The 18,340-nt window shown below is 37.8% G+C and carries 19 protein-coding genes, 1 rRNA gene and 1 other RNA gene (1 of these 21 cut by a window edge); 16 read left to right on the top strand and 5 right to left on the bottom strand.

What is annotated here, in order from left to right; translation table 11 throughout:
* Positions 1-4 precede the first annotated feature (4 nt).
* From FTX43_RS01910 to FTX43_RS01900, 3 genes are all read left to right on the top strand, one after another.
* Positions 5-967, top strand: a complete 963-nt coding sequence (locus tag FTX43_RS01910) for a bifunctional oligoribonuclease/PAP phosphatase NrnA (RefSeq protein ID WP_002291016.1) — start codon at positions 5-7, stop codon at positions 965-967.
* Positions 968-1,078: 111 nt separating this feature from the next.
* Positions 1,079-1,417: a zinc ribbon domain-containing protein YjdM gene (locus tag FTX43_RS01905; protein WP_002291014.1), complete on the top strand. Its 339-nt coding sequence runs from the start codon at positions 1,079-1,081 to the stop codon at positions 1,415-1,417.
* 78 nt (positions 1,418-1,495) lie between these two features.
* Positions 1,496-2,203: a zinc metallopeptidase gene (locus FTX43_RS01900; RefSeq protein ID WP_002310178.1), complete on the top strand. Its 708-nt coding sequence runs from the start codon at positions 1,496-1,498 to the stop codon at positions 2,201-2,203.
* A 157-nt stretch (positions 2,204-2,360) separates the two neighbouring features.
* On the opposite strand, the gene FTX43_RS01895 is transcribed toward FTX43_RS01900, so the two are convergent.
* Positions 2,361-3,851 carry a helix-turn-helix domain-containing protein gene (locus tag FTX43_RS01895; protein WP_147606692.1) on the bottom strand — a complete coding sequence of 497 codons (1,491 nt, stop codon included), beginning with the start codon at positions 3,849-3,851 and terminating at the stop codon, positions 2,361-2,363.
* A gap of 319 nt (positions 3,852-4,170) precedes the next feature.
* On the opposite strand from FTX43_RS01895, the gene FTX43_RS01890 reads away from it, so the two are divergent.
* The 3 genes from FTX43_RS01890 to FTX43_RS01880 all read left to right on the top strand — a co-directional run bounded on the left by FTX43_RS01890 (position 4,171) and on the right by FTX43_RS01880 (position 6,566).
* A complete protein-coding gene (locus FTX43_RS01890; RefSeq protein ID WP_002310182.1) occupies positions 4,171-4,707 on the top strand; it encodes a TetR/AcrR family transcriptional regulator in 537 nt (178 codons plus the stop codon).
* 77 nt (positions 4,708-4,784) lie between these two features.
* Positions 4,785-6,155, top strand: a complete 1,371-nt coding sequence (locus FTX43_RS01885; RefSeq protein ID WP_002310183.1) for an RsmF rRNA methyltransferase first C-terminal domain-containing protein — start codon at positions 4,785-4,787, stop codon at positions 6,153-6,155.
* A 75-nt stretch (positions 6,156-6,230) separates the two neighbouring features.
* Positions 6,231-6,566 (top strand): hypothetical protein, encoded by a 336-nt coding sequence (locus FTX43_RS01880; protein ID WP_002291007.1) that lies wholly within the window; start codon positions 6,231-6,233, stop codon positions 6,564-6,566.
* 81 nt (positions 6,567-6,647) lie between these two features.
* Here FTX43_RS01880 and FTX43_RS01875 read toward each other — a convergent pair whose 3' ends face one another.
* On the bottom strand, positions 6,648-7,505 hold the full coding sequence (locus FTX43_RS01875; RefSeq protein ID WP_002310185.1) for a helix-turn-helix domain-containing protein: 858 nt from the start codon (positions 7,503-7,505) through the stop codon (positions 6,648-6,650).
* 106 nt (positions 7,506-7,611) lie between these two features.
* Here FTX43_RS01875 and tadA point away from each other — a divergent pair, with 106 nt between their 5' ends.
* The 6 genes from tadA to FTX43_RS01845 all read left to right on the top strand — a co-directional run bounded on the left by tadA (position 7,612) and on the right by FTX43_RS01845 (position 11,985).
* Positions 7,612-8,127 carry a tRNA adenosine(34) deaminase TadA gene (gene tadA, locus FTX43_RS01870; RefSeq protein ID WP_002310186.1) on the top strand — a complete coding sequence of 172 codons (516 nt, stop codon included), beginning with the start codon at positions 7,612-7,614 and terminating at the stop codon, positions 8,125-8,127.
* A gap of 22 nt (positions 8,128-8,149) precedes the next feature.
* Positions 8,150-8,234, top strand: an RNA gene (gene ffs / locus FTX43_RS01865) — signal recognition particle sRNA small type.
* A gap of 218 nt (positions 8,235-8,452) precedes the next feature.
* Positions 8,453-9,838: a bifunctional UDP-sugar hydrolase/5'-nucleotidase gene (locus tag FTX43_RS01860; RefSeq protein ID WP_147606690.1), complete on the top strand. Its 1,386-nt coding sequence runs from the start codon at positions 8,453-8,455 to the stop codon at positions 9,836-9,838.
* 36 nt (positions 9,839-9,874) lie between these two features.
* Positions 9,875-10,552, top strand: coding sequence for a YutD family protein (locus FTX43_RS01855; protein WP_002310188.1), 678 nt, complete (start codon positions 9,875-9,877; stop codon positions 10,550-10,552).
* Between the two features lie 7 nt (positions 10,553-10,559).
* Positions 10,560-11,324 carry a TIGR01457 family HAD-type hydrolase gene (locus FTX43_RS01850; protein WP_002310189.1) on the top strand — a complete coding sequence of 255 codons (765 nt, stop codon included), beginning with the start codon at positions 10,560-10,562 and terminating at the stop codon, positions 11,322-11,324.
* A 1-nt stretch (position 11,325) separates the two neighbouring features.
* Positions 11,326-11,985: a TIGR01906 family membrane protein gene (locus FTX43_RS01845; protein WP_002310190.1), complete on the top strand. Its 660-nt coding sequence runs from the start codon at positions 11,326-11,328 to the stop codon at positions 11,983-11,985.
* Between the two features lie 26 nt (positions 11,986-12,011).
* Here FTX43_RS01845 and FTX43_RS01840 read toward each other — a convergent pair whose 3' ends face one another.
* Both FTX43_RS01840 and FTX43_RS01835 read right to left on the bottom strand, forming a co-directional pair.
* Complete coding sequence (locus FTX43_RS01840) at positions 12,012-12,521, bottom strand: phosphatidylglycerophosphatase A (protein ID WP_002290997.1); 510 nt, start codon at positions 12,519-12,521, stop codon at positions 12,012-12,014.
* Positions 12,522-12,633: 112 nt separating this feature from the next.
* Entirely contained in the window at positions 12,634-13,632 is a 999-nt protein-coding gene (locus FTX43_RS01835; protein ID WP_002310191.1) for an NAD(P)/FAD-dependent oxidoreductase, read from the bottom strand.
* Between the two features lie 210 nt (positions 13,633-13,842).
* Between FTX43_RS01835 and FTX43_RS01830 the strand changes: the two genes are divergently transcribed.
* The gene (locus FTX43_RS01830) at positions 13,843-14,427 is read left to right on the top strand and encodes a peptidylprolyl isomerase (RefSeq protein WP_002310193.1); all 585 of its coding nucleotides are present in this window, start codon (positions 13,843-13,845) and stop codon (positions 14,425-14,427) included.
* 75 nt (positions 14,428-14,502) lie between these two features.
* On the opposite strand, the gene FTX43_RS01825 is transcribed toward FTX43_RS01830, so the two are convergent.
* Positions 14,503-15,696: a MalY/PatB family protein gene (locus tag FTX43_RS01825; protein WP_002310195.1), complete on the bottom strand. Its 1,194-nt coding sequence runs from the start codon at positions 15,694-15,696 to the stop codon at positions 14,503-14,505.
* 63 nt (positions 15,697-15,759) lie between these two features.
* On the opposite strand from FTX43_RS01825, the gene FTX43_RS01820 reads away from it, so the two are divergent.
* The 3 genes from FTX43_RS01820 to FTX43_RS01810 form a co-directional block, all read left to right on the top strand.
* A complete protein-coding gene (locus tag FTX43_RS01820) occupies positions 15,760-16,140 on the top strand; it encodes a CvfD/Ygs/GSP13 family RNA-binding post-transcriptional regulator (protein ID WP_002290989.1) in 381 nt (126 codons plus the stop codon).
* Positions 16,141-16,215: 75 nt separating this feature from the next.
* Entirely contained in the window at positions 16,216-16,578 is a 363-nt protein-coding gene (locus tag FTX43_RS01815) for a hypothetical protein (RefSeq protein ID WP_002310196.1), read from the top strand.
* Between the two features lie 698 nt (positions 16,579-17,276).
* Positions 17,277-18,340 (top strand): 16S ribosomal RNA (locus tag FTX43_RS01810); it runs 496 nt beyond the window's last position.

Raw genomic sequence — 18,340 nt, 5'->3', positions numbered from 1 at the left:
TGAAATGACAGTACAGCAAGAAATAGTAGATACAATAAAAAAATACGATAAAATCATTATCCACAGGCATTTGCGCCCTGATCCTGATGCGTTAGGATCACAAGTAGGATTAGCCGAACTATTACGGGAAAGTTTCCCAGAAAAAGAAATACGACAAGTAGGTGAAACGATTGAAGGTCTTCGCTTTTTAGCAGAAATGCAAGAAGTTGAAGATGCCTTTTATCAAGGAGCGCTAGTCATCGTGACCGATACAGCTAATTCACCTAGAATCAGTGATCAAAGATATCAGTTAGCAGAAAAGCTGATCAAAATTGATCATCATCCCAATGATGACCCTTATGGAGATCTTGTGTGGGTAAATACAAAAGCAAGCAGTTGTAGTGAGATGATTGCAGAATTTGCTTTGATGTTTCCTGAATTATTTAAGATGAACGTGGAAGCTGCACGGTTGCTTTATGCGGGAATCGTCGGAGATACAGGGCGCTTTTTGTATCCCTCCACGACGTCCCGTACATTAGAGATTGCATCGATATTGAGAAATTATCCATTTGATGCAAGTGCTTTGAATAGAGAGATTGAGCAAATGCCGATGAAAGTCGCTAAACTTTCCGGTTATCTTTATCAAAATATCCAGGTGGATGAAAATGGTGCAGGAAGAATAATCCTTCCGCAAGAAATTCTTGATAAATATGGCATCGATGATTCAGAGACGGCTTCAATCGTTTCTCTTCCTGGAGTGATCGACGAAGTACTAGCTTGGGGTATTTTTGTTCAGCAACCTTCAGGACATTACCGCGTACGCTTACGTTCTAAGGGACCAGTCATCAATGAGTTAGCGAAACGCCATCATGGGGGAGGCCACCCATTAGCAAGTGGTGCGAATGCAAAAGATTTAGCAGAAGTAGAGGAAATCTATAAAGAGATTCAAGACATTTGCCAATCGTATAAGAGTAGAGAAACGAAGTAACAACTTCATTCGAAAACGTTCCTTTTGTAGTAAAAATCACAAATGTATCTTTTCAACATCTTCTTTTTCCGTTACAATAGTGCTCACTAAAGATTTTAAAGGAGAAAGAAGATGACATTACCAAATTGCCCAGAATGCGGCTCAGAGTACACATATGAAGATCGAGGTTTGTTGATTTGCCCAGAATGCGGGAACGAATGGAGCAAAGAAGAGCAAAAAACTGTCATAGAAGACGGATTAGTGGTATTAGATGCAAATGGAAACCGTCTGTCAGAAGGTGATAGCGTGACAGTGATCAAAGATTTGAAAGTAAAAGGTGCATCAGGTGCCATTAAACAAGGAACGAAAGTCAAGAACATCCGCTTAGTAGAAGGCGACCATAATATCGATTGCAAGGTAGAAGGATTTGGACCGATGAAACTGAAATCGGAATTTGTGAAAAAGAATTAAAGAATATTCAAGGTCTTTTCACATTCTTTTCTTGCTACTAATGATAAAATAAAGGAAACAAAAAGGAGTGAAACGACAATGTATGGTTATGGAATGTATGGTTTTTTAGATCCGACATTTCTTTTGGTCATTCTTGGATTAGTCATTTCCGGAATTGCGTCAGCTTATGTCAATAGTACTTTCCGCAAATATGATCAAGTGAGAAGCAAAAACAACGTGACTGGTACACAAGCAGCACAATATATATTGCAAAGCCAACAAATAAATGATGTTGGCGTTCAACAAATTGCCGGAGATCTCACAGATAACTACAATTCAGGTAATAAGATGCTGAGCCTGTCTCAAGCGACTGCACAATCTACTTCAGTTGCTGCGATAGGTGTAGCAGCTCATGAATGCGGACATGCGGTTCAAGATGCTTCGGGGTATGTCCCATTGAAGATCCGTGCGGCACTTGTTCCCGCAGCTAACTTTGGTTCGATGATTTCGTTCCCATTGATTATGGTAGGTGTATTGCTTAGTTGGAACTCTACGTTGATCAATATCGGGATTTTTGCTTTTTCTTTAGCGTTACTCTTTCAATTGGTGACATTACCAGTTGAATTCAACGCATCTCGTCGAGCAATCCAAATTTTGAGTGAGGGCGGACTGCTGACGGAAGAAGAAGTACCGATGGCAAGACACGTATTGTTTGCAGCGGCATTGACTTACGTTGCAGCAGCGCTTTCGACATTCCTTCAGCTGTTGCGCTTGATTTTATTGTTCGGCGGCAACCGAAGAGATTAACATAAAGAGGCTGGGACAGAAGCGTTTAACTCCAAGAAATAAGAAGGAATTCACGAAAATTACTTTTCAAATTTTTGTGAATTTCAGCTTATTTCCGAAGGAGTTGCTTCTGCTTCCGCCGTTTATACGTGTTTAGAGCGTGAGACAAAAGTGTTCTTTACTTTTGTCCCACGCTCTTTGTTTTATTCTCATATCTTTTTTTCATATACAGTTCTTGAATCGCTTTTATCAACTCACCGAATAATACTGTATCGTGGTTTGTATCTAGATAGAAAGTTTCCGTTTCAGCTGATATTTTCTCATGTTGATCTGTAATAATCAAATCAGCATGTTTAGGACATTCGATAATCTTGATTGCTTCATTGCGAAATAGTTTCTGTAAATGATCTTGCAGATGGTAATTCCCTGTGAATGGTTTGGTTATCTGCAAGTGGATGAGTAATTGTTCTTTCATTTCTGTTTGTAATAAGTGTTGGATCAATTGAATAAGGTATTGACTTAATTGAACTTTTTTTCTAGAGTTTGAAAAAATTGTGTCGATTTTTTCTCTTAATTTTTTTTCCTGTATAAAAGAAGCCGTTTGATTGGAGGTAGTTTCTGGAAAACAGAGTGTAGAAAAGCTACTGCTAGATTCACCTAACAGTTCCAAAAGAATAACTGCTAGTACGAGAAAATAAAAATAGATCGGTTTTTTGTCTTCCAAATGATTGATAGGAAACTGTTGAGTTAAGTAAGTCATCAATTGATCGACTTGTTGGCAAATAAGGTTTTTGCTTGTGGAAAATAAGAAACCAATCACCTGTTTTTGTTGGAATGAAATTTGATTTGGAAAAAAACAATAGAAAAAATAATTGAAGTAGGCTCTTTCCGTTTCTACCTCTTCACAGGGATAAATCGCTGAAAAAGAAGTAAAGCATTCTGAATAATCATGTGTACGCTGCAACAAATCCATTAATTCAGTAATTTCAGGAGAAATTTTCGAAAAACGTGCCTGTTGTCTGTTACGACATATGAATAAAGCAAGTAATAAATAGATGTTTTTTTCTTGTTTTGGATTTTTTTCTCTGTGCTCATCCTTACTTTTCTTTTTTAGTGTATTTAATTCAAGAGAGGAAAACGGCCAATCGTCTCCTTCGAATGTATCTGAAAGAAAAAAATAAAGATAAAGGCGGATAGATAATTCGTTTCCTTCAAGAACACAGCAGTTTTGTACAGATACGATCCTTAAATGGAATTTATTTAATGAATGATTGAGTTGTTTTGTCAGCTTTTCGAGATAGGAGGGCGATATATAAAGTTGTTCAAGTAAATACTTTTTTGGTACAGCAGATTGTGGATAATTAATCAGCAACATTAAATAATTAAAACGATTGGATCCTTGTAGGTAGCGTAATCTTAACTTATAAAATACAGCTAGCTTTTTAGACTGATCGGTTTCTTTGGTGTAGATCTCTCCTTTATGGTTAGAATAAATAAATTCCTCCATCAATAAAAATTGCTTGAGCGAAAAATTTACTTTCCGAATCAACTCTTTGATTGTTCGTTTTGGAATATGCAATTCATTGGCTAATTCCTGTAAAGAACAATTTTTTTTTTGAATGACCCTGTGCAGAACAAGCAACTCTTTTTTTCTTGCTTCAATTAACATAATAGCCTCCTTTTATTCTGTTTTTGTATATAGTTAGACAAAAACTGTGAGTGGAAAGTCATTTCAGTGTGTGTTATTCTTACAGAGTATCGCCTTTTGTTTGTATATATTGTTATTTAAATCTTGTTATCACCTTGTTTATTCTATTGTTTATTTCATAGGGCGTTTTGTCAAGGTTTTCTTGTATCATAAGTAAATATACTTGATTTTTAATGGATATATCTAAAGTGATTATGAAGATTATCAGTGATTATTTCACTTTTTTTTTAATTTTGTACGTTATTTATTAGAGGGTAGATGAAGAGGGACGGAGGTAAGAATGATGGGGAGAGTAACAAATTATAGTAAAGAATATTTGCTGTTCAAAAGTATGGTATATGTGGAAGAATATGGAATGAAATCAATTACTGCAAGAGATTTGGCGGATTTCTGCGGGTGCTCTACATATCCGATTTATACACATTTCAAATCGATCAGCGGGTTAAAGGAGAAAATATTAGAAGAAATCACTGTTTGCTTTGAACGATACTTAGCTGAATGCAATTCCAATGATGTTCTAAGCACAGTCTACTTGCTGAAAGATTTTTTTTCTATCCATGAAAGTATCCGTGGAATCATTGCAAAATCTGAATTAGACATGAATTCGCTATTTAAACGGCCATTTTTTTCATACATCAAAGGCCACACGAAAATCAAAGAGGAAAAGTTGCTTGAATTGCTTTGGCTTAATGCATTGGGAAGTTTGAGCTCAGATAATTTTTCTCAAGATTTTTTTGAAACGATGAACGCTGTTTGGGATAAAAATGAGGTGACGGATGAATACTTGGAAAGTATCTTAAAGGAACAGTTATCTTAGGAAGCAACATGAAAAAGTAGATCAGCCACCTTTATTTTTCGTAAAAAAGATTGTAAAATGTCTAACGAAACATTTGAATGAAGGAGGAAGCTACAACGTTACCACAGCAATTTATCAAAAAATATCGTCTTCTTTTAGGAGAAGAATCAACTGAATTTTTTTGCGCACTTGAGCAAGGAAGCGCAAAAAAAGGATTTCGGTGGAACCCACTAAAACCGGCAGGATTGGCTATGGTTCAAACTTACCATAGCGAAGAATTGCAACCCGCTCCCTACAGCAATGAGGGATTTCTTGGCACCGTGAATGGAAAGTCTTTCCTCCATCAAGCTGGGTACGAATATAGCCAAGAACCAAGTGCAATGATCGTTGGAACAGCTGCTGCAGCAAAACCAGGAGAAAAAGTGTTGGATTTGTGTGCGGCTCCCGGCGGTAAATCGACCCAATTAGCTGCTCAAATGAGAGGCAAAGGGTTGTTAGTGTCAAATGAGATATTTCCGAAACGCGCGAAGATCCTATCAGAAAATATAGAACGATGGGGAGTTTCGAACGCAATAGTGACAAATCATGCACCTGCAGAGCTTGTTCCTCATTTTTCCGGTTTTTTTGATCGGATCGTGGTTGATGCGCCTTGTTCAGGGGAAGGGATGTTCAGAAAAGATCCGAATGCAGTAAAAGAGTGGACAGAAGAATCTCCGCTACACTGTCAAAAACGTCAGCAAGAGATTTTGTCTTCAGCAATAAAGATGCTAAAACATGAAGGGCAGCTGATCTACTCTACCTGTACGTTTGCACCAGAAGAAAATGAAGAGATTATTAGCTGGCTTGTAGAAAATTATCCAGTAACAATTGAAGAAATCCCTTTGTCTCAAACCGTTAGTTCAGGACGTCCTGAATGGGGAAGCGTAGATGGTTTGGACAAAACAGTACGTATATGGCCTCATGAAAATCAAGGAGAAGGGCATTTTGTCGCAAAGTTGACTTTTCATGGACAAAACCCAACACGTAAAGAAAAGAAAGTACGTAAGAAACGGAAAGAAGAATTGACAAAAGAACAGGAAAAACTTTGGACGGAATTTTCAATGGATTTCCATTATGAAATCACTGGGAGACTTTTAGTGTTCAACGATCATCTTTGGGAAGTTCCTGAGTTGCTCCCTTCTCTTGATGGTTTGAAAGTCATGCGTACAGGTTTGCATTTAGGAGATTTCAAAAAGAATCGATTTGAACCTAGCTATGCCTTAGCACTTGCTATGAAAAAGACAGAAAACATCCCTTGTTTGTCGATCACTCAAAAGGAATGGCAATCTTACACAGCAGGAGAAACATTTCAACGTGATGGGGATCAAGGATGGGTTTTATTAGTATTGGATAAGATACCTGTCGGTTTTGGTAAACAAGTAAAAGGAACAGTAAAGAACTTTTTTCCTAAAGGATTAAGATTTCGCTGATTTCGATGAGTGGATTAGTTCGTTTATTTTTTTGTCTATGCTATGATTGAAGTAGATAAAAAGGAGCTGATACTTATGAAAACATCAACAAAAGTAACAATTGGATTAAGCGTAGCAGCCGCTGCCAGTGTAGCGACAGCAGTCGTCGTATCGGGAAAAGTAATGGAAAAGATCCATCATATGACTACTCGGACAAAAGTAAAAAAATTCGTCCACGACAAATTCGATGGAAATGAAAAATTGATGGAAATCGTAGATGATCTGTCAGATAGTGACTTGGATTCTTTGATGGGGATGTTAGCAAAAATAAAATCAGGAAAAAAGAAAATCTCTGTTTACGGTGATTCCATCAAAGACTCAACCGAAGACGTAAAAGATCGGCTTATGCATTTTGTTGAAAAAATGATGTAAGAGAAACTAGCTTTTGAACACTATTCATTTGAAATAAGGGGTTGTGACAAAATTTATTGTCATAACCCCTTTAACTTATCTTTAATCATGCTCATGAATCAATAAAAGGTAGCAAAACAGTAAATCATTGGCTTTTTTTAGATTGAAACCTGATTGTTCTTGAAATTTTTCGATTCGATATTTTAGCGTATTCCGATGAAGAAACAGCGTTTTTGCAGCAGAGCTGACATTACCTAATTCATTCCATAATTCTTGAATGATCTCTTCCATTTCATTTTGTTTGATCAGTTCTATGTAACTTTTGATCAACGCACTATCTTTCATGACATCTTTTGTATAGTAATGTAAAGCAACATCTTGCATAGAAAAAGTACGGCTGTGAGTATAGAGATTGTTTTGCTCTGTTAAAAAAATTCTTCTTTCTTCAGCAAACAAAGGGACAAGGTCGCTACCTGGTGAATGAAAAGAACCAACGAATACAGATGTTGTCGTATCAAAATCAGCATCTAAAGATAGAAAAATACCATTGATCTCAGCAGCATCAAGATAATCACAATTTTTTTGTTCGATCAAAAGAGCATCAGTGTCTGTATAAAAGAAGAAATCAGCAGAATAGCGAAATAATTCCAAAATAGTATCTTGCCATTCTTTTTTTAAGAATTCTCCTTTCGATTCGACGTGAAGCTGGATCAAACGAAAGCTTTTTTCTTGGATGCAAGAAGCATCTTTAAAAAGATAGTGATACCACGGATGTTTTTTTTGATCGCTGACTATAGGGAATAACGCTTTCAAAAGACTAGTTTCTTGTTGGGATAGTGAATCGCTTTTAATCCAAATAAAAGCATCATCAACTGCAAAAGAAAGGATATCAGCTTCTGACGCTGGACAGTTTTTTTTCTGTGCTTGTGGGTAAAGAGCAAGTAATTTATTCATTTTCATCTTGTTCACCTCTTGTATTTATTTTACCATAGAAAAAAAAGTTAGTTACAGCCTTTTTGTCATATGCTAAAGTAAAACAAGAAAAAACAAAGGCAGGGAAGGTTAATTGGTTAATACAAATCTTGATGCAGTAGATAAAGAAAAATGGATGCGCCTTGCATTGGCAGAAGCAAAAAAAGCAGAAGTGCTCCATGAAGTTCCGATTGGAGCAGTGGTTGTATTAGAGGGAGAAGTGATTGGAAAAGGATATAACCTTAGAGAAACGACACAAGATGCTACTACACATGCAGAAATGCTTGCAATCAAGGAAGCCTGTGAAAAAGTTGGAAGTTGGCGCTTAGAAAATGCGTCGCTTTTTGTTACCTTGGAACCTTGCCCTATGTGCAGTGGCGCGATGATTTTGTCTCGTGTAGCAGAAGTTTATTTCGGTGCATATGACCCGAAAGGCGGAACAGCCGGCACTTTGATGAATCTTTTGGAAGACGAACGATTCAACCATCAAGCGTATGTAGAAGGTGGCATTTTAGAAGACGAATGCGGAAGGGTTTTGACTGACTTTTTCCGAAAGCTACGTCAGCGAAAAAAGAAATTAAAAAAAGACTGGTCAACGAATGAAAAATAAGGTATACTATTCTTTGCCGAAAGGCTAGGACAATGGTGGGCTTGTGAAGCGTGTCAGGTCTGGAAGGAAGCAGCACTAAGCAGGTTCCGCCATGTGTCTGATTATAATGAAACGACGACAGACTTTCGGGTCTGTTTTTTTTATTTCTAGAAATAATTAGGCTGTAAAACTGAATAGTTTTTCGTTCTTTTAGCCAGACTATTTTATCGAATATTATACTTATGTAATTTGCTTCGAGACAGGAAAAGCTCTGAAATGGAGCTTGTTTCAATGGAAGAAAAAGCTGCCTGTGGTATGATGAAGATAAAGAGAGGCGAGAGGACACATGGAAAAAATAGTGATTTTACATACGAATGATCTGCATTCACATTTAGAAAATTGGCCAAGGATCAGAAGATTCTTAGATCAGCGTAAACGAGAAAACGAAAAGAAAGAAAATACGACAACGATTGCAGTCGATCTAGGTGATTTTGTGGATCGTTGGCATCCATTATCAGAGGCAACGAATGGACAGGCGAATATCTTGCTGATGAATGAAGTTGGTTATGATGCAGCGACGATAGGAAACAATGAAGGCGTAGGAAATTCCAAAGAAGATCTAAACCACTTATATGATCATGCTGAGTTTGATATCATCCTTGATAACTTGTTTGATAAAAATACGTTGCAGCCACCGATATGGACGAAACCGTATAAAATCATTACAACGAAACACCAGACAAAAATTGGCTTGATTGCATTTACTGCCCCGTTCCCGCTTACGTATAATCCAAATGGCTGGGACATACGCAATCCATATGATATTTTGCCGGAATTAGTCGAAAATTTACGTCCACAAGTGGATGTTTTAGTTTTGATGAGTCATCTCGGGATTCAAGATGATTTACAAATTGCAAAAGAAATACCAGCAATTGATGTTATTTTAGGTTCGCACACCCATCATTTATTCAGAGAAGGTCATGTAGTCAACGATGTCCAAATAGCAGCAGCTGGCAAATACGGTCAATATGTAGGAGAAGTCCATTTAACCATCGATGAAGAAAAAAAAATCCTTAAGCATTCGGCCAAAGCCATCCCTACAGAAACAATGACAGCTTTTACAGAAGATGAACAAGAGGTAAACGGTTACTTAGAACAGGGGCATGAGCTGCTAAAAGAAAAAGAAGTAGCGGATTTGCCGTTTTCTTTAAGCCTAGATATCTTCAGTGAGCATTCGTTTATCCAAGTAGCCCTTGAGGCGGTAAAAGAACGAGGAAAGACGGACGCCGCAATATTAAACAGTGGTCTGTTTTTAACTGAAATTCCAAAAGGTCGGGTCAACCAGGATCAGCTTCACACGGCATTGCCGCATCCAATGCACTTGCTGAATGTCACATTGGGTGGAAATGATCTGATTCGTTTAGTTTTAGAAATAGAAAAAAATCGTCAGTTTTTACGTAACTATCCGATGAAGGGAATGGGATTTCGCGGCAAGATTTTTGGACAGATGGTCTATAATGGAATCATGTATGACTCCGTTAACCATCAAGTTTTTTGGAAGAATAAGCCAGTCGATCTGACTAAAAATTATACTTTTACTACCGTCGATCATCTAATGTTTGTCCCATTTTTTCCAACGATCGAAATTGTTGGAAAAAATGAATTTTTGTTTCCTGAATTTATCCGAAGCGTGGTAGGAGATTACTTGAAAGCTCACTACCCAATCAAATAAAAACAAGGTATAATAAAAAAGATAGGTGGTGAACGCATGTCTGCAAAACAAAATGAACAGCAGAACGTTGAGCATAAAACAGAAATTGCTAAGAAAAAATCATCAGCTGAACAGGAAACAACAGTCACAGAAGAATTGACAGCTGCTTTGGAAGAAATCGTCGAGGAGCCGAAAGCAGAAAAAGTCAAAGGTGAAGTAGTGACGCTGTTAGATGACAGTAATTTTTTGGTAGGCGAAAGACATTATCGGCTTGTGTCCGATTATCGTGAAGGATTTAATGCAGAAAAACTGGGAGAACGATACAGTGATGTACTAGCCCGATATGATTATATCGTAGGAGATTGGGGTTATGAACAACTACGTTTAAAAGGATTCTTCCGAGCGGATAATCGACGGGCGCATCCGGATCAGCGAATTGATTCATTGGAAGACTATCTTTACGAATATTGCAATTTTGGTTGTGCGTATTTTGTCATCGAAAGAATCGGCGGTAAAAAAGAAAAGACAACTCAGCGCCGAAAAAAGAAAAAAAACCATAATCGTGCGTATATCGATGAGAAAAAAGGACCAGTCACATCTAATCGTAAAAAACCGGTTATTAAAAATCGAAAAACAGAGTCAGCAAAAACCTCTGAAAAAGTAAAAAAACAAGAACAATCTAATCAAGTGGAAAAAACAAAAACAGCATTTACGATAAGAAAAAGGGAAGAGTAGTGGATGAATGGACTATAAAGGATATTTAATTGATTTAGACGGGACGATTTATCGCGGGACGGAACCTATACCGGCAGGGAAACGGTTTGTGGAAGAATTACAAAAAAGGAAATTGCCTTTCTTATTTGTTACGAATAACACGACTAAGTCGCCAGAAACAGTGGCTAATCGTCTAGCAGATGAGTTTGACATTCATGTAGCACCAGAAACAGTTTATACAGCTACTTTGGCTACAATTGATTTCATGAAAGCAGATGGAAAAGGAAAAAAAGTGTATGTTATCGGAGAAGCCGGATTAATTGACTTGATTTTAGCTGCCGGATTTACATGGGAAGAAGAGGTTCCTGACTATGTAGTAGTAGGGCTAGATAATTATTTGACCTATGAAAAGGTCGTCAAAGCAACTCTTGCTATTCAAAAAGGGGCTACTTTCATTGGAACGAATCCGGATAAGAATATCCCTACAGAACGTGGTCTTCTTCCTGGAGCTGGGTCAGTCATCTCTTTCGTCGAGACAGCAACCCAAACTCCACCAATTTATATCGGAAAACCAGAAGCAATCATTATGGATAAAGCCGTTGAAGTATTAGGTCTGCAAAAAGAAGAAGTAATCATGGTTGGAGATAACTATGAAACAGATATCCAAGCAGGGATACGTAATAATATCGATACTTTGCTCGTTTTATCAGGTTTCACAAAAGAAGAAGATGTACCTGGGCTGCCTATCCCAGCTACCTTTGTGAAACGATCATTGGATGAATGGAGCTTCTAATATGAAAAATTCGAGATGGCGGTGGTTGGAATATGCCGGATTATTCAGCCTGTTTCTGACACTGATCAGTTTGGCAGTTGGAGTGACGATCAATTTTCGACCGCTGTATGTATTTGATATCGGACATTTGCATATTTTGGATTATACTTCTTTAGACCAAGAGACATTACTGAAAAATTTTGATCACCTGATGAATTATCTTAATAATCCCTTCCAAACAGTCCTCAGTTTGCCGGACTTTCCAGTTTCTGCTAGCGGAGCTCATCATTTTTATGAAGTGAAAATTTTGTTTTTAGTGGATTATGCTGTATTTTTCATCACTCTGATCCCAAGTATTTTGTTTATCAGATATTTGCAAAAGAATGATCGTCTTTGGCGATTGATTCGTCCGTTTCAGATTGGCATGTTGCTGCCAGTCATTTTTGGTTTTTTCATGATGATTGGATTTGATCGCTTTTTTATCCTTTTTCATGAAACGTTTTTCAACAACGATGACTGGTTATTCGATCCTGTAACTGATCCAATCATCAATGTACTTCCAGAAGAATTTTTCATGCATAGCTTTATCTTGTTCTTTGTAGTATTAGAAGTATTTTTTGCTATTTTTCTTTTCTTAGGGAAAAATAGTTTGAAACAAACAAAAAAGAAAGAACTCGTCTAAATAGACGTTTTCTTTCTTTTTTTGATTTATTGAGTAAGTCGACTTCTTTTTTCTGGTTCTTTGTGTGCTAATCGACTGGCAGCAGCAGCAGCGATTGCTCCGACGATATCATCTAAGAAGGTATGGACATGAACGCCATCGTGGCTGTTTAGTTCTTTTAAAATACCCGGTTTCACTTTATCGATATAGCCATAGTTCGTAAAGCCAATCGTACCGTAAACATTCACGATTGATAAAGCTAAGATCTCATCGATACCGTAAAGACCTTCGTCATCTTCGATAATGTGTTGCAACGGATCCATCAATCTTTTCTTTTCTGCTAATATATCTAATTGGATTCCGGTGATAATGGCGTTATGTACTTCACGTTTTGTTAATACGCTGTTGACACTTTCAGTACAATCTGCCAAAGTCAAATCAGAAATATAGTCTTTTTGTAAAAACATGACAAGTTGTGCGATATCTTCTACAGTTACGCCACGTTCTTTCAATAGTTCTCTTGCCTTTTCTTCTAAAGTCTCAGTTTTGACGACCATATTATTGCTCCCCCTTTATTTTTTCTTTCTCTATTTCATGTTAACGGAACATGAAAAAAATGCAAGAAACTGCTTTTGGATCTCGCTTGAAATGCAGAGGAATCTTAAAAAATCAACTAGGCCGAAGATTTTTATCATATAAGCTTGTGCTGTGACCAGGCTGAGTCCGTTCTTTTGGATTAATGTAGTGTAAAGCATTGTTCACTGCGGTAGGTGCTTCACCGAGCCCAGTAGCAATCAGTTTCACTTTTCCTTCATAGGTACAGATATCACCAGCTGCATAAACACCTGGAATAGAAGTAGACATATCTGATTTTACAGTGATGGCATTTCTAGTACTATCAAGTCCCCAAGAAGAGAGATGTTCTAAATTAGAAGTGAATCCATAATTGACGATCAGAGCATCAATCATCAAATCAATTGTTTCATCGCTCTTCACTTTTTTTAAGCGGATGTCTGACAGTTCTCCAGCGTTGCCAGACAATCCATCGATTAGATATGGAGTAAGCAAGTTGACAGTTGAAGACTTCAAACGCGATACGCTATGTTCATGCGCACGGAATTCCGGACGACGATGGATCAGGTAAACTTCGCTTGCAATAGGCTCCAACATCAATGCCCAATCGATAGCAGAATCGCCGCCTCCAGCAATAGCAACTTTTTTTCCGGCGTATTTCATCAAATCATTTACGAAATAATCCAATCCGTGGTTTTCGAATGCTTCAGCATTATCTAAATTCAATTTTCTCGGCTGGAATGAACCATTCCCTAAAGTTAAAATGACTGCTTTAGAATAATGTATGCCTTTATTTGTAGTGATCTCGATAACTTCGTCTTCACGAGTAAGCGAGAGAACTTCTTCTTTTAAATGAAATGTATGATTAAAAGTAGTTAATTGTTTTTCTAATTGATCGATTAATTCACTTGCTTTGATTGCTGGATAACCTGGGATATCGTAAATATATTTTTCAGGATATAATGTTGCTAATTGACCACCAAGTTGAGGTAGACTGTCAATGATTTTTGTTTTAGCTTGGCGCATTCCTGCATAAAAAGCGGCAAACATCCCTACAGGACCTGCACCGATAATTGTAATGTCATAGATTTCCATAAAAAATTCCTCCCTTTTCACACTATAGCAGAATTTAATTGAGAATGCTTCTCAAAAATATTTGAAGTTGAAATGGTCAGTCATAGAATTTATTCATGGAATGCAGGCAGTGATGAAAAAATAAAGAAAAACAAATCTAGTATTTTTACGGAAGGTTAGGTATTATGTTATTATTATTTATGAAGTATGCAAATAATAGGAGGAAACAATATGGGATTCCCACAACTAGATTTAAAAAGTGAAAAAGGACCAAAAGCTGTTATCAAAACAAACCGTGGTGACATTACTGTCCAATTATTCCCTGAACTAGCACCGAAGACGGTTCAAAATTTCATTGAACTTTCCAAAAAAGGTTATTATGATGGCGTGATTTTTCACCGTGTTATTCCTGATTTCATGATTCAAGGCGGCGATCCAACTGGAACAGGAATGGGTGGAGAAAGTATTTATGGAGAAAGTTTTGAAGATGAATTCAGTCGTGAACTGTTCAACCTTCGCGGAGCTTTATCTATGGCAAATTCAGGTCCAAACACAAACGGAAGCCAATTCTTTATTGTAAATAACACAAATGTGCCAGCTAATATGCTTGGACAATTGGAAGGTGCTGGATTCCCATCAGAAATCATTGAAGCGTATAAAGGTGGCGGAACCCCTTGGTTAGATTTCCGACATACAGTCTTTGGACATGTACTGGAAGGAATGGATACAGTAGATGAAATTGCAAATGTGCAACGTGGTCCGCAAGACCGCCCTGTACATGACATAGTGATTGAAACAATCGAAATTTCAGAATAGTTTGGTATGATACGGAGTATTTATAGAAAAGGACGAAACCTAGTAAGGTCTCGTCCTTTTACTTTGATAACTGATTTATTCGGTTGTTTCTAAAGCGTGCTTGATTCGATGAAGTCCTTCTAGTAAAGTTTCTTCTGGACAAGCAATATTCAAGCGCATATGTCCATGACCGGAAGGACCAAATGTGATACCAGGATTTAATACGACTTTTCCTTTTCTCACTAGAGTATTCTCTAATTTCTGGTCGTCTGAAATATAAGCGGTAAAATCCAACCACATTAAATAAGTTCCTTCAGGGCTCATTATTCTCACTTTCGGAAGATGCTGTTCAAAAAACTGATTAACTGTTTGAACATTTTTTTCTAGATAAGGAATCAATTGGTTTAACCATTCTCCACCGGTCTCATAAGCCGCTTGAGTCCCAATCAAACCAAAAGTGTTGATTTCGTGCTGTTGATTCATCACTAGATGTTTTTCAAATTTAGCTTTCAGCTCTGGATTTTTGATAAATACCATTGAATTTTTGATTGCAGCTAAATTGAAAGTCTTTGTTGCAGAAGTAAAGGCAATGAGCAAATCGTCCAAATCGGGATTAATCGTCAGCATGGAAGTAAATGTATGATCGAATAAAGTCAAATCTTGATGGATTTCGTCACTAAACAGAAACACTCGATGTTTTAAACACAATTCGCTTAACTGTTTCAATTCTTCTTTGCTCCAAACGCGACCTCCTGGATTATGAGGGTTGCACAAGATCATTGCTTTTACATTGTTTTCTTCTATTTTTTTCTCCATGTTAGAAAAGTCCATGACAAAATGATTATTTTTTTCTAGCAAAGAGCTTCGAACAATGTGACGTTGATTTGTTTCTATAATAGAGGAAAATGGAGGATAAACTGGGTCATGAATCAAAATAGAATCGCCTGGTTTTGTAAAAGTTTGTACTGCTGCAGCTAAACTAGTCAACACACCACTTGTAAAAACAATATTTTCTTTCGTCAACTCAACAGCATGGCGTTGACGTTCCCAATGAATGATAGCCTGATAGAGTTTATCAGATAGAGTGGCATAACCAAAGATTCCGTGTTTGATGTATTCACTAAACGCATTAGCTACCCCCTCGGGAGATAAGAAATCCATATCTGCTACCCACAAAGGAAGTAAATCATCCATTTGATATGTCTCGGCAATCGCGTCCCATTTTACACTTTCTGTATCTTTTCTTGAAATCTTTTTATCAAATTCGATCATCTCAATACCTCCAGTCATTTTCGTCGCTTCTTTTTTTGCGCTATTTACAGTATAATGATAAATGCGAAGAGAGGGAAGTAGATGACTTATAAAATTGGACAAATAATTGAAGGAAAAGTAACAGGGATACAGCCTTATGGGGCATTCGTCTCTCTTGATAATGAGACGCAAGGACTTATTCATGTTTCGGAAGTACAATCCGGTTATACGAAAAATATCCATTCATTGTTAAAAGTCGGGCAGCCAGTAACCGTTCAGATCATCGACATTGATGAATATTCCAAAAAAATCAGTTTATCTTTAAGAACATTAGAAAAAACAAATCCAGCTGTTCCTTATCGTAGAAAAAGATATTTCACGAATAAAAATCGTAAAATCGGTTTTGCCACTATTGCGGAGCAGTTACCTATTTGGATAGAAGAAGCGTTATCTGAATTAGAACGGAAAGAAAATAAGAAATAAAAAGTGTGTATTTTTTCTGAAAATGTGCTAGAATTTTTATGTAAGCCATAGAACAAGGTGATCGAGGTGGAAATTTTGGCAAGCAAAAGAGTTGCTGGTACAATTATGTTGCATTTGGAGGATGGTTCTAAAAAATTTTTGGTCCATTCAATTGATGACAAGTTGGAATTTGCGTTAGCGGAACTTTCTGAAGGGAAGACTGGTTTAGCGAATATACTTAATTTCTTAAAAGAAATAGTTCATATCGATGTTAGCAAGATTAGTTTGATGGAATTGACAAATACACATATTAATCAGGAAAATGTTCCGTTGTTTGTCTTTGAGACTGAACAAAAGAATCAAAGAGAAGAATTAGGCGAAGGATATATTTGGGAAGAACCAGGTCAAATGCGCTCTGTTCTTGGAACTTACGAAGTAGAGGGAGTGCCTTTCTTCTAAAATACAGATTAAGCGAGCAAAGAAGTTTGAATTTTTTTCAAACTTCTTTTTTTTATTGTTTGATCCAAAAAAGACAATGAAATGTTCTGCTATAGATAATTTTTTAGTGCATTTTGTTTTCAAAATATGTAGAAAACGGTTGTATAACGAATAATAATAATTGATCGAAAAATCATTTCACAAAGTAATGCTTAATTTATAGTTGACCAAGGAAGAAATACATGATAAATTTAACAGCGTTGATTCCGAAGTGGACGTTATATCACGTTTCTGAAAAAACTTAAAAAATAGTTATTGACATGTTTATGATGACATGATAAGATAACTGAGTCGTTAAAAAAGAACAACTTGCGAAGCTTGATTCTATCGAAAAAAACTTCAAAAAAGTTCTTGACAAATAACAAACGACAAGTTATGATAAATGAGTTGCTGAAAGATTTCGAAAAACGAAATCGAAAAAACTTTTAAAAAAGAGTTGACAATCACTTGTCACTCTGATATGATATAAAAGTTGCTACGGCAGCCAAAACAAATCGGAAAAACATTTCCGATGAAGTAGACCTTTGAAAACTGAACAAAGTAAGACAAACCAAATGTGTAGGGCGTCTTGATTCAATTCAAGACAACAAACATTTTTAACAAGCAAGCAATATGCTAGCAAACAAATTGAGCTTAACAATCGTAAGATTGTTCGAACTTTTTATGAGAGTTTGATCCTGGCTCAGGACGAACGCTGGCGGCGTGCCTAATACATGCAAGTCGTACGCTTCTTTTTCCACCGGAGCTTGCTCCACCGGAAAAAGAAGAGTGGCGAACGGGTGAGTAACACGTGGGTAACCTGCCCATCAGAAGGGGATAACACTTGGAAACAGGTGCTAATACCGTATAACAATCGAAACCGCATGGTTTTGATTTGAAAGGCGCTTTCGGGTGTCGCTGATGGATGGACCCGCGGTGCATTAGCTAGTTGGTGAGGTAACGGCTCACCAAGGCCACGATGCATAGCCGACCTGAGAGGGTGATCGGCCACATTGGGACTGAGACACGGCCCAAACTCCTACGGGAGGCAGCAGTAGGGAATCTTCGGCAATGGACGAAAGTCTGACCGAGCAACGCCGCGTGAGTGAAGAAGGTTTTCGGATCGTAAAACTCTGTTGTTAGAGAAGAACAAGGATGAGAGTAACTGTTCATCCCTTGACGGTATCTAACCAGAAAGCCACGGCTAACTACGTGCCAGCAGCCGCGGTAATACGTAGGTGGCAAGCGTTGTCCGGATTTATTGGGCGTAAAGCGAGCGCAGGCGGTTTCTTAAGTCTGATGTGAAAGCCCCCGGCTCAACCGGGGAGGGTCATTGGAAACTGGGAGACTTGAGTGCAGAAGAGGAGAGTGGAATTCCATGTGTAGCGGTGAAATGCGTAGATATATGGAGGAACACCAGTGGCGAAGGCGGCTCTCTGGTCTGTAACTGACGCTGAGGCTCGAAAGCGTGGGGAGCAAACAGGATTAGATACCCTGGTAGTCCACGCCGTAAACGATGAGTGCTAAGTGTTGGAGGGTTTCCGCCCTTCAGTGCTGCAGCTAACGCATTAAGCACTCCGCCTGGGGAGTACGACCGCAAGGTTGAAACTCAAAGGAATTGACGGGGGCCCGCACAAGCGGTGGAGCATGTGGTTTAATTCGAAGCAACGCGAAGAACCTTACCAGGTCTTGACATCCTTTGACCACTCTAGAGATAGAGCTTCCCCTTCGGGGGCAAAGTGAC

The sequence above is a fragment of the Enterococcus sp. DA9 genome (genome assembly GCF_008000875.1).
Taxonomy (GTDB): domain Bacteria; phylum Bacillota; class Bacilli; order Lactobacillales; family Enterococcaceae; genus Enterococcus_B; species Enterococcus_B lactis.
Note: the sequence above shows the minus strand (reverse complement) of the source record. Positions and strands in the feature narration are given on the sequence as shown.